The sequence below is a fragment of the Terrisporobacter muris genome, assembly GCF_024621905.1.
Lineage (GTDB): Bacteria > Bacillota > Clostridia > Peptostreptococcales > Peptostreptococcaceae > Terrisporobacter > Terrisporobacter muris.
In genome coordinates this window covers 13,649-27,379 of the sequence record NZ_JANKBY010000015.1, presented here as the reverse complement: position 1 = coordinate 27,379, position 13,731 = coordinate 13,649, and the positions used below count along the sequence as shown (strand labels likewise).

The following is a 13,731-nucleotide window of genomic DNA, read 5'->3' as shown; positions in this document are numbered from 1 at the left end:
ATTTTTTATTTTATAATATTTTCACTTATATGTTTTTTATTATTAACCACAAAACAAAAATAATACATTATAAACGCAAAAGTTTATTTTTTCACATAAAAAAGAGTCGACTACATCGACTCATTTATTACAATTCTTTATAACATTCCAACTTAATTGAATTACTCTGCTGCAACTTCTAGTTGAGCTAAAGCTTCTTCGTAAGCTTTTAAAACTGCATCTTCTAAAACTTGTCTCATTTCTGCGTTTATTGGATGAGCGATATCTCTAAAGTTACCTTCCCCAACTTTTCTACTTGGCATAGCTATGAATAGTCCATTTTGTCCTTCGATAACTTTTATATCGTGTACTACGAATAAATTATCAAAAGTTATTGAAACTATACATTTCATTTTCCCCTCATCAGTAATTTTTCTTACTCTTACGTCAGTTATGTTCATACCTCAATATCCCCCTTTGTGATTTTGACAAAATACAATTTACCCAATATAATTATAAACTGTTTGGTAAATAATTCTATACTTTTTTAAAAATTCCTTTTATTTTTCTGAATCTTTTTTATTTTTTATTTACAAAAATAATTATACAGTTAAAATTAGTTAGAATTACTCATCAATTTCATCATCAATATGATCTAAAAGGTCGTCCATAACATCTTCTGTCCTATACTCATCTTTAAAAGTTTTTAAATTTGGTTTAACAAGTATTTCATTTTCGATTGTATCTATTTCTATCAAAGATATGTAATCTTCAACTAATTTCTTCTCTGGTGTAGATGTTGTTATGAATACCCCTGTTCCTATTACTTCTGCACCGAATTCATTCATAAGCTGAGTCATACCTTTTATAGTTCCTCCACCTCTCATAAAGTCATCTATAAGAATAACTTTACTTCCTGGCTTAACAGCTTTTCTTGGTAAACTCATACTTTCTACTTTTGAACTATCTCCCGTAACATAAGTCATACTTAATGTTGGCCCCTCAGAAACCTTTATGTCTTTTCTTATTATTACTAATGGTAAATTCATTGCCTTTGCAGTCATTAGGGCCATAGGTATTCCTTTAGTCTCCATAGTAACTACATAATCCGCATTAGAGTAATCTATATTTGAAGCAAATATCTTACCAATTTTAGCTACAACTGTTGGATCATATATTAAATCTATTAAATATAGAAATCTTCCTGATAAAATTCTGTCTGGCGAACTTATCTTCTCGCATAATTCCATTAGGAAGTTTTGATTTTCTTGTATTGATGTTTTAGGTATGTATTTAACTCCACCAGCCGCTCCAGAAATTGTTATAACCTTACCTAATTGTAATTTTTCAAATACATTTTTTACAACTAATAAATCTTCACTAATTGTAGATTTGGCAGCATTAAATGTTTCTGTAAAATAGCTTAATGTATAAATTTTATTTGGATTGTCAGATAATATCTTAACAATAGCACCAATTCTTTCCGTTCTCTTAAACTTCATTATTTTCGTAACCTCCTACAATTACAACTATTTATGGTATCAAAGTAAATAATGCATAAGATTTTATTATATGATATAATATTAGTTATGTTTCATATATTTTGAAAAAATAAATAAACTATAATATATGAATTAGTATATGCATATGATACTTAAAATATTGAACATTATTTAATTATACCACAAAAATTGTTCTTGTTATAGAAATAAATAAAATGAAAGGTGGTTTTATTATGAAGATACATTTCATCGGTATAGGCGGAATAAGTATGAGTGCTCTAGCTGAAATATGTCTTAATAAAGGCTACGAAGTTTCAGGCTCTGACATGAGTAAATCTTCAATGACAGACAAACTTCAATCACAAGGTGCAAAAATTTATATTGGCCAAAAAAAAGAAAACATTGCTGATGGACTAGACATGGTAGTTTACACTGCTGCTATACATCCAGACAATGAAGAGCTTATGGCTGCAAAAGATAAAAATATACTGACAATAAATAGAGCTGCATTTTTAGGGCAAATAATGAGAGAGTACAAAAACTCAATAGCAGTTTCGGGTACCCATGGAAAAACTACAACTACTTCTATGTTATCAACAATATTTGGTTCAACTAACTTAGATCCAACAATCTTAGTTGGTGGTAACTTAAAGTCAATTGGTGGAAACGTAAAAATAGGTAACTCACAAAACTTTATAACAGAAGCCTGTGAGTATACAGATAGTTTCCTAAACTTTAACCCTAAAATAGCAATCGTTTTAAATATAGAAGAAGATCATCTTGATTACTTCTCTGGAATAGAGGAAATCAAAGCTTCATTTAATAAATTTGGAAAACTACTACCTAAAGATGGTCACTTTATAATAAATGGTGACAGTCCCAACACTGATGGAATATTACATGATGTTAAGGCTAATGTGATTAAATATGGTAAAGAAGCTTCAAATGATGTTATCATAAAAAATATTCATTTTAATGATAGTGGTTTTGGATCATTTGATTTAACTTACTTTGGAAAAGATTTAGGTACGTTCCAATTAGCAGTTCCTGGTGTTCACAATATTTATAATGCTACTTCTGCTATAATAGTTTCATTAGTTTCTGGAATAAACGCAGAAGACATAAAAGAAAGTATTATAAAATATACAGGTGTTGGAAGAAGATTCGAGATTAAAGGTAGCTACAATGATGCTTTAATAGTTGATGATTATGCTCATCATCCAACAGAGTTAAAAGCTACTTTAGCTGCAGCTAAAAAGTTAAAAAAATCTACTTTATGGTGTGTGTTCCAACCTCACACTTACAGTAGAACAAAATCTCTTTTCAATGAATTCGGAGAAGCATTCTACTCTGCAGACAAAGTTATAATAACTGATATCTATGCTGCCAGAGAAGATGATCCAGGGGATATTCATTCTAAAGACTTAGTTGAAAAATTATATCACAACAATGTAGATGCTATATATATCAGCAAATTCGAAGATATTGTTGATTATCTAAAAGATAATATACAACCTAACGATTTACTAATAACTGCTGGAGCAGGTCCTGTTTATCGTATTGGTGAATTGTTGCTTGAAAAAAATAAATAATCGTTAAAAAAGAGTAGAAAATTTGATAAATCAAATCTTCTACTCTTTTTCTATTTTTTAGATAATTTAAAAATATCATCTTTAATATAATCATATAAAGCTGTATGAACTTCGTAGTAAGAATTTAAATCTTTTGATTCAATTTTTACATAGTCAGCTCCCATAACCTCAACTTTTGCTTCATAATTATCTGCTTTAATTTGAATTACAAAATTATACTTACTTCGTTGCTTACTTTTTTCTGGTTGAACCTTTCCAACTACCCTTTTTGCAGCCATCGTATTTGCTAAGTCATCATATTTCCACTTACTTAAATTCTTTGTTGTATCCTTGTAAGTTATTTTAACTTCTTTCCATGTTTTATATTGTTTAATAAAATCAAAAGAAGTATAAATACTCTTATTCAATAATTTTTCCAGTTCATCTTTAGATGCTACAGGAATTTTATAATATTCTTCTTCGTTAACCGTATAAATCCTTATTACATCTAAATTTGTTGAAAACTTTAGTCCATCATCTGAATACCCTTCATAAGTAGATTCATAAGATGCTGGTTTTCTTATTTTACTAATATCTTCAAAAGAATATCTTAACTCTTCTAATAATTGCTCATCTACTCTAACATCTGATACAATCCCATCAGATAAATACACTTTATCCTTCTCTTTTAATTGTTTAAGTAATGATCTATTATCTTCAGGCTCCTCTATTTTCACTGCATTGTCCTTACTACTGCTTTCTTCTTTAGAGAAAAGAGTAAATGATACAATATATACGCCAAAAAATAGTATAATAGCTGCAACTAAGAACACTGATTTTTTTATTTTTCTTCTTTTAGCCATGTCTTACCCCCGGTTAAATGTTTTATATAACTATTATATAACTTTTTGTAGTTAATTTTAAGTTTAATTTATTTTAAAGTGTTCTTTTACTCCCATCTCTTTTACTATTTAATGTTTATTACCTAATTTAAACTATTAAATTTACTTAACTATTCTTCTTGCTTTACAATCAATGAAACATAACCAGTAACCTAAAGAATTATTTCTATTATCACACGCTTGATATCTAGTAAATCCTGTATGCCCCTTATCAGGTTGCTCATTTTTTTTCCCTGGAACTGCATAAATATAATATTGTCTCTTATTATATTCATCATATTGTACTCCAAATAAGTAGTGTCTGTATTTATAAGACTGCATTACAGCATCGCTATACATAGTATAGTTCAAAGAGTTTACATAACCTAAGTATGGCATTGTATAGCCACATAAAGTAGTTGGATTAATTTCTATTTTCCACCATCTAGTGCTATCAATATAATCTGCTACAAAAGGCTTTACTTCTCTAAAGTATTTTAATCCTTTTTTAATCTGTCTTGGCATTAATAATATACCTGCTGTTTTAGTTGATTCTGGCTTAGTTTTTACTGTTTCATAAGTATTTTTTGTGTACTGCTTTTCTAAAGCAGATTTTGCTTTATTAATTTTCTTTTCAATATAGTCATCATTTCTGCTTTTACTATTTTTCTTTTGTTGAGGTTTAGGTCGTATGTTTGTCTGAACTGATTCTTCGTATTCTTCATCATATATTTCTTCATATTCCTCATATTCTTCATCATCATCTTCATCTTCATCTTCATCAATTTCTTCATAAATAATCTCTTCATATTCGTATTCATTATCTCTTACATCATCATCTTCAACATATTCTATCTCTTCATATTCTTCATACTCATATTCATCCTCATTGTCATCAACTTCCTCATAATCAGAATTCTCATCTCTATCATCGTCTACCTCAATATATTCTACTTCTTCATATTCATACTCATCATCTTCTTCTACTTCTTCAAATTTGTATTGAGGAGGAAATAAAATTTCTTCAAAGTTATCTATTTTACTTCCCTTAAAACCTATAAGCGGAACCGCTTTATCTTGTATAACCGCTATTCCTTTAATGTCTATATCATCGTCACCCATATCTAGACTAAATTCACCTTTTCCTTGACTATTCACATTAAAATTACCTAAATCTATAGTTTCGTAGTCACTTCTTATTGCTACTACTGAATAACCTTCACTTACACTTTTTAGATTTTCAGCATACAAAGCTATGACTGATTTTTCATCAGTGACTTCAATTTTTGCAAAAGCCTTTGGCGACACTTTTTCTTTAAATCTATAATTCATGTCTTTCGCTTCTAGCATGATGTAATCTCTTTTAAACTTTCTTTTGGTAGCCATTAGTTTCTCACCCCTTAACATAATCTCTCAAGAAATTATATGTAAATGCCTTTTTAAAAAGTACCACTTTACCTTTTAGAACGTAACAATTTAATACCATTTATTATAATTTTTTAACTATTTTTATTTTGCTTATAATATTATTTATTTTGCAAAAACTTATATTACTATAATTTTATAACTAAGGAGATTAATATGAACAAAATATTAGTAGCAATATTTATTATAAGTACAAGTATGATTTTTGTGGCGTGTAATAAATCAACTCCAGCTAATCCTAGCGATATAAATATCACATCAAACAAAATAACAGTAGAGCAAGCTAAAGACATAGCACTAAAACATGCAAAGTTGGCAAATGATAAAGTTACTTTTGTAAAAACAGAAGAAGGCACAGAAGATGGTATAAAAAAATATGACATAGAGTTTTACACAGACAATACAGAATATGATTATGAAATAAATGCTAATACTGGAGAAGTTATTGAATTTGACAAAGATATAGAAGACTATACTATACCAACTAATCCAGATGCTACATCTAATAAAGCTAAAATAAGCGAAGATGAAGCTAAGGATATTGCTTTAAAACATGCAAATCTGACAAATGATAAGGTTAAATTTGACAATATTGAATACGATACTGATAACGGATTTAATAAGTATGATATAGACTTTCATTATAATAACCAAGAATATAGTTATGAAATAGATGCACAAACAGGTGAAATTTTATCACATGGAATAGATAAAGAATAAATTTATCAATTAAAATAAATTAAATTTGTATTTTTTAAACATGAAAAAGGGAGAGTCTAAACTCTCCTTTCTTATTCATCTATCATACCAATTATTGATTTCCTATTTTATTATAAGCCATTACAGACATACAGTAAATGGTATTAAAATACCAATTTCTTCACCAGACGCAATATATAATATAAATCTTAATCATCTTAATAGAGGTGAAGTATTCTGTAATATTAATGTGAAGCGAATTCCTAATACACAAGCAATTATTAGGGCTATAGTACCTATTATTGATTTTTTCATTAATTTATATTGTTTTTCATATTTTAAACTCAATGTTTCTTTATCACTATAAATAGGCTTAGCTCCCTTTGGTGCATTTAAAAAATGATATGCATCATATGAACAAATATAGTTCCAATCACAATTTTCAAATAAAGATATATATCCATCCCAATCATCTTTATCTTCATTATAATCGATGCTATACTCTATATCTTGTGGTCACCTTTTCTAAGCTTCTATAACAATTTCTCAAAAGATTCTAATATCTATCCTTCTTTAGCTAATTTACTTAACTTATTTATATCTTCATTTTCATCCAAAAGTAAACCGCCACTTGGTACATATTTTATATTCTTTGCCATAACTATTTTTCTCCTCATATTCCTTCAAATGCTTTAACACCATGAAGCGCCATTTTATATCTTTTTTCTTGCTTCCTCTCCTGCTAATGTTATATAGTCTTGAACTTGCATCTTCTTTAACATGGTATACATAGTTGCGGTAACTATTGAAACATCACCCTCTGTTATTTATATCTTTTTTAGATATATCCATTTATGATATATCTTTATTTATCTAAACTATATTATAAATGGATATAGTTATAAACTTTTTAGGCATAAAAAATACGCTACTGATTAAAATCAATAGCGTACAATATATTTCATATTATTTATTTTCATTGTGAATTCTATTTACTTCATTTGACAATGAGGCAAACTCTTCTATCGATAAAGTTTCCCCTCTTCTTTTTTCATCTATATTAGCTTCTTGTAAAGCTTCTCTTATTTGATCCTTGCTTAAGAATCCAAGTCCACCTAGTGAGTTAAGAAGAGTTTTTCTTCTTTGACCAAAAGATGCTTTAACAGTTTTGAAGAATACATCTTCATTATCTACATGGTATATTTGTTCTTCTCTTACATGAAGTCCTATAACTGTTGAATCAACATTTGGCTGTGGCATAAACATATGTCTCGGAGCTTTCGCAACTATTTCTGTATCACAGTAATATTGAACAGCTACTGATAATGCACCATAGTCTTTAGTATTGGGCTTTGCATTCATTCTATCTGCAACTTCTTTTTGAACCATAACAACTATGTCAGTTACTGGTATATCTTCTTCTAAGAACTTCATAACTATTGGTGTAGTTATATAGTATGGAAGGTTAGCAACTAATTTTACTGGTCCTCCATTTAACTTTTCTTTTACTAATTCTTGTACATCAACTTTTAATATATCTTGGTTTATTACTTCTATATTAGAAAAATCAGATAAAGTTTCTTTTAATATTGGTATTAAAGTCTTGTCTATTTCTATTGCAACTACTTTCTCTGCATTTTTTCCCATTTCTTTTGTAAGTGTTCCAATTCCTGGTCCTACTTCTATTACATAATCGCCTTCTTTAATCCTTGCCCCTGCAATAATTTTATCTATTACATTTGTATCTATTAAGAAGTTTTGTCCTAATGATTTTGAGAATTTAAAATTATGTTTTTGAACAACTTCTTTTGTGGCTTGATGTGATGATAATCTATCCATGTTCGTCTCCTTATAAACTTTCTATTGCTTTGTTAAATTCTTCTCTTGAAACTCCGTAGTTATTTAATCTATTTAAGAATTGCTTTGCATTTCCGTATCCAATCCCAAGTATTTGACCTACAGTATCTCTTCTATAAGATGCATCTTCATTTCCTATTAATCCATTTACAACTAAATCTACTTGTGAAAATTCATTTCTCTTTTCTATGCTTTCAGTTCTGACCTTATTTAAGGCTCTTAGTATACTTTCTGGAGATGCATTTTCTATTCCTATATCTCCATCTTTTTTAGCTTCTTCCCTTGGTAAAAATGCATGTTTACACCCTGGAACTTCTGCTGCAATTTTCTTTCTAATTTTTTCTCCTGCAAAATCTGGATCAGTAAAAATTATAACACCTCTTCTTGCTTGAGCTGCTTTAATTCTTTCCATTACACCTTTTGGAAATCCAAATCCTCCAGTAGTTATTAGTTCACAGTCTAGCGCTCTTTTCACAGCAGTAACATCGTCTCTTCCTTCAACTACTATTATCTCTTTTATCATTTTATATAATCACCTTTTAATCTATTTTATTTAAAATTGTGTTTTCATTAATATCATATCTTTATATTTTACGTTTTTTAATAGATTTAATCAAGGTTTAATATAATAGAATGAATATGTTCAGGTTTATCTAGTTCATTTATAATTTTATTTATTATATATCCACCAAGTCCAATTATACTCTCCACATGCATCATGTATTGTATAGAAGAATCAAATAATATCGTAGCACTTGGCTTAATTTCATCATCGCCTTCCCAAATAACCACACGACAAAATACCTTTGAAAAAACTTCAAATTCAAAAGCTATATCCCCCATTCTAACTTCTTTTCCATCTAAGTTTTCTGCGCATTTTTTTAATTTGCTTGAATTATAACCAAAAGCATTTATCAAGTTTACTATGCTACTGTTATAAAATGCTGGATAAAACATCATTCCACCATTAGGTATTTCCTTAATACTCACCCATTTATTTGTTTTGTCTATATCACATTCTGTAAAAGATAGGTAGTTTAAAAACATCACCCCTGTTTCTGCACTTGGAATATAATTATCTTCACTTCTCATTATTGTTTCATCATCACAATTCAAAATATAATCTTTATTAAAAACTTTTATAATAAATTCATTTTTATCTTCGTCGTATATAACATTTCTTATTTGTGCTACTTTTTGAAAATTCCTTTTTTGTAGTGTTTTCCACTCATTATAATAAGCCACTTTATAATTACTTTCCATCCCCACTCCCCCTTATATTTCCTTTAATTATAATTGTAATATTATTTATATAAGTATAAGGAATATATTACAGCTAATCTCATGTACATTCCCTTTTTAAGTATTTATTTATGATGAAATACAATTTCTAATAAGTCATAGTTTGATTCATATAAACAATCATTAAATATATGACTTCCAAACTTCTCATTTCTCATAGCATTAAAAACAGGTTTTCTTAATTTATAAACTAGTTTCTTAAGCTTAGCACCCTTGCTTATATTTTTTGTAATTTCAGCAATCTCATCATTATATTTATTTATACCACTCTTATCATTTATCTTCAATGCATCCATAATCACTTTAGATGCTTTTATTCCTGATAACATGGCAAAATATATTCCTTCTCCTGTAAATGGATCTACTAAACCTGCAGCATCTCCAACTAGTAGTAAATTTTTTTCTTTATTAATGGGATCTCTTATAAATTCACCAAAAGGCAACATAGCTCCTTTAAATTCACTTCTATCACATCTTATTCCCAAATTATTCAGAAATTTTTCAAACTCCTTATGATAATCTATTTCCTTATCGTAGTTTCCACCAAACCCAACTGTATAACTATTTTGTTTTGGAAAAATCCATCCATAACCTTGTGGAATAATTCCATAATAAAGGGACATATAGTTCCCTTCATAATTAAACTTATCTTTATCAATTTCCACTTGTAAGCAAAATCCATTGGCTTTAAATTTTTCATCAACTAACTTTCTACTTATTCCTACAGCTCCATCTGCACCTATTACATATTTGAATTTAATTTCGTCATTATTAGATAAGGTTATTAAATTTTCTGTTGTATCAATATTTTTGACTCCAACTCCTTCTAGAAAAGTTCCCCCTTTTTTCTTATACTCTTCAACTAAATAATCATCAAATTCAAATCTGTCTACCAAGTAAGTTAATCCTTTGGTTTTTATATCTGCTATATGTTCATACTCCAAATACAAACTAGCTCCTTCACTTACTATTGAGCTTCCAATATTAAATTCATTATACAACTTTAGTGTTTTCATTAATTCAAAAGCTTTATACGTTATTCCCCCAGCACAAAGTTTATTTCTTGGAAACTTCTGCTTATCGACCAAGATACAAGATATATTATTATTTATCAGATTATGAGCAGCAGCCACACCTCCAGGCCCTGATCCTATAATTACAACATCATAGTTCATATTTATTCTCCTTATAATTTTATATCTTTATAGTCTCCATGTTTTTATTGATTCAAACCTTATGTTTATGAAGAATTTTCACAAAATAAAATACCTGTCTAAATGTAATCTAGACAGGTATTTCTTATATATTAATATTATACTTAAATTATTTTTATTCTTTACATATATTCTAAAGCAAATATCTTCTACTAAAATATATAAACTACTTGTTATAAAATATAACCCTATATCTACTGGTGCTCTTGCAGTTGCTTTTCCATTTCCTTAGCATTATTTTTGTATTTTTCTTTTATTTTGTTCATTTTTTCTGCCAAGTCTTATTGTTTTCTCATAGCAAATTTTTGTTTTAAAGATAGAGGCATTGGAACTAATTTTACCATTAAAGTTATCACTACTATGATAACCCATAAATCTCCAAATATCGTAGTTCTTATAATTAAAAAATTCTTTTGGTTCTAGTTTTTCAGAGTGTTTAAACCTATTTAGAAATAAATTTTTTATTAAAATAAATTCAGTTTCATGAGATATTCGTCTTCTACAAAAGTAAGCTAGACATCCTATTATTGATAGAAAAAACGTCATATAGATTAATATGTAGAGCATATTTTCTAAATCTAACTTCATCATATTTACCTCATTAAATTAAAATATTACTATTCGTATAAGTTACTATGATTAAGATATAAACTTTATTAATTTTTAAATATGAAATGAACAATCTTCTTTACAATATTTATAGTTTATAGCTAGAATTTAATTAATACTTATTTTTAATCAAGGGGTGATTAGCATGAAATTTTCAAATCCATTGATTGTAGTCTCTGATATGGAAAAGTCTAAATTGTTCTATTCTACAGTACTAGGTTTGGATGTTATTTTAGATTTTGGTGCAAATGTAACCTTAACTGGTGGCATTGCCCTACAAACTAAGGAATCTTGGTGTAACTTTATACATAAATCCAAAAATGAAATTTTCTTTGGTGCCAATAATAGCGAATTATACTTTGAAGATGATAATTTTGATAATTTTATCTTAAACTTAAATCAAATTCCAGGAATATGTTATGTTCATCCTGTTATTGAACACACTTGGGGACAACGTGTTGTTCGTTTTTATGATCCTGATATGCATATTATTGAAGTTGGTGAAAATCTAAATAAAGTAGTTAAAAGATTTTTAAGTAAAGGTATGTCTGCTGAAAATATAGCTAGTAGAATGGATATGCCTGTCGATTATGTAAAGTCTTGTCTTTAATTTTCAACACCTAAAGGTCTGCTCCGCGCTCATGTCGACAATGACTTCCCCGTTGTTCCGTTAATCAGTCAGAATTTATATTTTATCTGTTCTGTATATAAATTATAAATTCCTTACAATTAAAAAGGTGTAGATAAATTTGTTTAACACAAACCTATCTACACCATCTTCGTACGTATACATATCTTTTTATCTATAGTTATATATACATTATCATATTCTACTTAACCATTTAGCTCAATAGCTTTTGAACCTCATCCTTCAACGTAATTATTAATCCCATTGATATAAAAAATATATTTTTCATACATCCCTCTCTTTACTATATTTTTTATTTACTACACCTGTTTTCTATTTCTATATCAATAGGTCTCTTATGTTTTAAAATCATTCCTAAATCTAAATAATAACTATCTCTTTTATCAATATCAAATAAAAGACCATGTATTTTACTACTTTCAAAATACCCTTCGATTGCACTCTCTCCATTTATATAGACGACACCCCTATAATCCATATTATCATTATTTAAAATTTAAAATTTCAACTATCAATCTATTCCTTTTATATTTAACACTTTTAATAGTTATTGCAGTACCATAGTAACTTATTACCTTAGGATAGCTTCCATTCAACTCAACCTTCACCTTTTTATTAGCATCAATAAAAACGCCTTCAGATTTTAATCTTAACTTTTTACTTTTATCATAATAAACTGATGATACTATAGTTTGCTTATATCCATTTTTATCCCATAATCCAGCTAATGTTATATTTTCTTTGTACAATTCTCCACTATCAGATATTATTTTGAAATTATACATACCTTGGATGCTTCCTATTCCTTATACCTTACCACTAGTATACAAATACATAATAGTTGGAGATGCTTGTAGTTTTTCTATATTAAAAGTCATATCCTTGTCTTTTATAGTTTTATTTATTTCTATATATTCGCTTGTTTGAATTTCTTTTGGTATATTTATGCTCATCTTTAATTTTCCTAATATTTCATCAAAGAATATCACCTTACTATTTTTAGCTATAATATTTTTAGTTTTATTTGTAACTATCTTTAGAAACCAAGTTTTAAAATACTGCGCTTCTTTTATATTAGTAATATTTTTCAACCATTTTTCCCCTGCTTGTAAATATGCGTCCATACTATCATGTTCATTTTTTAATATTGTGTATGCTAATTTGTATACTTCATCTTTTAAGCTATGTACCAAAATGCTATAAGCATTAAAATTTTCTCTAATTGCTTTTTTGACTAGTTTTTAATCCATACTATGCCTCCCTTCACATATTAGACTAATGAAATCCATAAAAAGTTATAAATTTTTCTATTTTATTTTACACTACTTTTAAATACATAAAAATAGACACTATTTCTTTACGAAATAGTGTCTTCAGCATACAAATATTAATTAGTTATAAAATATTAAAGAGGTTATATAGCTCTTCTTAATTCTTTTATTGGCATAGTTTGTATCATTTCCTTCATAATAGCCTTGTCTCTCATAAAACTATTATAAACTTCATAAGATACTTCTTTATTTCCATAAATTCGCCAGTTTTTAATTTCTACTAGCTCATTTTTTCCATATCCCATAAATCCTAATACATCTTTAAGGGGATATCCCAAAAATACACCTATTTCATGAGGAAACTCTCCAGATTGAAGTCTAAGAACTAACTCATTCATATAGTCGTTTAATTTATATTCAGATGAATATCCTACAAACTTTAAGAAGTTTATACATCTTTTATTTGATAGTACTTTTTCCATTGATTTTTCATTTATAAATAAAACACGTTTTCCACCATCATTAGTGCTTATTATTCTATATGTAACTCTAGAACATTGATTGAAAAAGGATTCTATTTGAGCTAGTTTTACTTCTTTTTCTTCGCTACTTCCAGGCACATTTATAATTTCTGCTGGTTTTGAACCTAGTATAACCGCTCCTATCATTTCTAGTATTCTTTTTATATATATTGAATTTAATTTATTTTCACAACAATTTGTATTACAATTAAATTGCATATTAATCCTCCTATTGATAATGATTATCATAA

17 protein-coding genes are annotated in these 13,731 nt (G+C 27.8%); 3 read left to right on the top strand and 14 right to left on the bottom strand.

Annotated elements, in window-relative coordinates; all coding sequences use genetic code 11:
- Window positions 1–161: 161 nt before the first annotated feature.
- Both spoVG and purR read right to left on the bottom strand, forming a co-directional pair.
- Window positions 162–440 carry a septation regulator SpoVG gene (spoVG, locus tag NSA58_RS02620; protein ID WP_018591966.1) on the bottom strand — a complete coding sequence of 93 codons (279 nt, stop codon included), beginning with the start codon at window positions 438–440 and terminating at the stop codon, window positions 162–164.
- A gap of 165 nt (window positions 441–605) precedes the next feature.
- A complete protein-coding gene (purR, locus tag NSA58_RS02615; RefSeq protein WP_039680475.1) occupies window positions 606–1,481 on the bottom strand; it encodes a pur operon repressor in 876 nt (291 codons plus the stop codon).
- 233 nt (window positions 1,482–1,714) lie between these two features.
- On the opposite strand from purR, the gene murC reads away from it, so the two are divergent.
- Window positions 1,715–3,073, top strand: a complete 1,359-nt coding sequence (gene murC, locus NSA58_RS02610; protein ID WP_039680476.1) for a UDP-N-acetylmuramate--L-alanine ligase — start codon at window positions 1,715–1,717, stop codon at window positions 3,071–3,073.
- A gap of 50 nt (window positions 3,074–3,123) precedes the next feature.
- On the opposite strand, the gene NSA58_RS02605 is transcribed toward murC, so the two are convergent.
- Both NSA58_RS02605 and NSA58_RS02600 read right to left on the bottom strand, forming a co-directional pair.
- The gene (locus NSA58_RS02605) at window positions 3,124–3,915 is read right to left on the bottom strand and encodes a hypothetical protein (RefSeq protein ID WP_039680477.1); all 792 of its coding nucleotides are present in this window, start codon (window positions 3,913–3,915) and stop codon (window positions 3,124–3,126) included.
- Between the two features lie 141 nt (window positions 3,916–4,056).
- A complete protein-coding gene (locus tag NSA58_RS02600; protein WP_039680478.1) occupies window positions 4,057–5,319 on the bottom strand; it encodes a hypothetical protein in 1,263 nt (420 codons plus the stop codon).
- 195 nt (window positions 5,320–5,514) lie between these two features.
- Between NSA58_RS02600 and NSA58_RS02595 the strand changes: the two genes are divergently transcribed.
- Entirely contained in the window at window positions 5,515–6,078 is a 564-nt protein-coding gene (locus tag NSA58_RS02595) for a PepSY domain-containing protein (protein WP_074429674.1), read from the top strand.
- Between the two features lie 192 nt (window positions 6,079–6,270).
- On the opposite strand, the gene NSA58_RS20950 is transcribed toward NSA58_RS02595, so the two are convergent.
- The 6 genes from NSA58_RS20950 to NSA58_RS02570 form a co-directional block, all read right to left on the bottom strand.
- Window positions 6,271–6,564, bottom strand: coding sequence for a DUF2812 domain-containing protein (locus tag NSA58_RS20950; RefSeq protein ID WP_082007841.1), 294 nt, complete (start codon window positions 6,562–6,564; stop codon window positions 6,271–6,273).
- Between the two features lie 459 nt (window positions 6,565–7,023).
- A complete protein-coding gene (gene rsmA / locus NSA58_RS02590; protein WP_039680479.1) occupies window positions 7,024–7,896 on the bottom strand; it encodes a 16S rRNA (adenine(1518)-N(6)/adenine(1519)-N(6))-dimethyltransferase RsmA in 873 nt (290 codons plus the stop codon).
- Window positions 7,897–7,906: 10 nt separating this feature from the next.
- Complete coding sequence (gene rnmV, locus NSA58_RS02585; protein WP_039680480.1) at window positions 7,907–8,437, bottom strand: ribonuclease M5; 531 nt, start codon at window positions 8,435–8,437, stop codon at window positions 7,907–7,909.
- Window positions 8,438–8,523: 86 nt separating this feature from the next.
- Window positions 8,524–9,177: a DUF3786 domain-containing protein gene (locus NSA58_RS02580; RefSeq protein ID WP_052233062.1), complete on the bottom strand. Its 654-nt coding sequence runs from the start codon at window positions 9,175–9,177 to the stop codon at window positions 8,524–8,526.
- A 104-nt stretch (window positions 9,178–9,281) separates the two neighbouring features.
- Window positions 9,282–10,391 (bottom strand): geranylgeranyl reductase family protein, encoded by a 1,110-nt coding sequence (locus NSA58_RS02575; RefSeq protein ID WP_039680481.1) that lies wholly within the window; start codon window positions 10,389–10,391, stop codon window positions 9,282–9,284.
- A 273-nt stretch (window positions 10,392–10,664) separates the two neighbouring features.
- The gene (locus NSA58_RS02570; RefSeq protein ID WP_200886404.1) at window positions 10,665–11,021 is read right to left on the bottom strand and encodes a hypothetical protein; all 357 of its coding nucleotides are present in this window, start codon (window positions 11,019–11,021) and stop codon (window positions 10,665–10,667) included.
- A gap of 163 nt (window positions 11,022–11,184) precedes the next feature.
- Between NSA58_RS02570 and NSA58_RS02565 the strand changes: the two genes are divergently transcribed.
- On the top strand, window positions 11,185–11,649 hold the full coding sequence (locus NSA58_RS02565) for a VOC family protein (protein ID WP_039680482.1): 465 nt from the start codon (window positions 11,185–11,187) through the stop codon (window positions 11,647–11,649).
- 331 nt (window positions 11,650–11,980) lie between these two features.
- Here the strand turns inward: NSA58_RS02565 and NSA58_RS02560 are convergent, their stop codons facing one another.
- The 4 genes from NSA58_RS02560 to NSA58_RS02545 form a co-directional block, all read right to left on the bottom strand.
- Window positions 11,981–12,166 (bottom strand): hypothetical protein, encoded by a 186-nt coding sequence (locus NSA58_RS02560; protein ID WP_039680483.1) that lies wholly within the window; start codon window positions 12,164–12,166, stop codon window positions 11,981–11,983.
- Between the two features lie 7 nt (window positions 12,167–12,173).
- Window positions 12,174–12,473: a hypothetical protein gene (locus NSA58_RS02555; protein WP_039680484.1), complete on the bottom strand. Its 300-nt coding sequence runs from the start codon at window positions 12,471–12,473 to the stop codon at window positions 12,174–12,176.
- A gap of 21 nt (window positions 12,474–12,494) precedes the next feature.
- Entirely contained in the window at window positions 12,495–12,881 is a 387-nt protein-coding gene (locus NSA58_RS02550) for a sigma factor (RefSeq protein WP_242842746.1), read from the bottom strand.
- Window positions 12,882–13,102: 221 nt separating this feature from the next.
- A complete protein-coding gene (locus NSA58_RS02545) occupies window positions 13,103–13,699 on the bottom strand; it encodes a DUF3793 family protein (protein ID WP_039680485.1) in 597 nt (198 codons plus the stop codon).
- Between the last annotated feature and the right edge of the window lie 32 nt (window positions 13,700–13,731).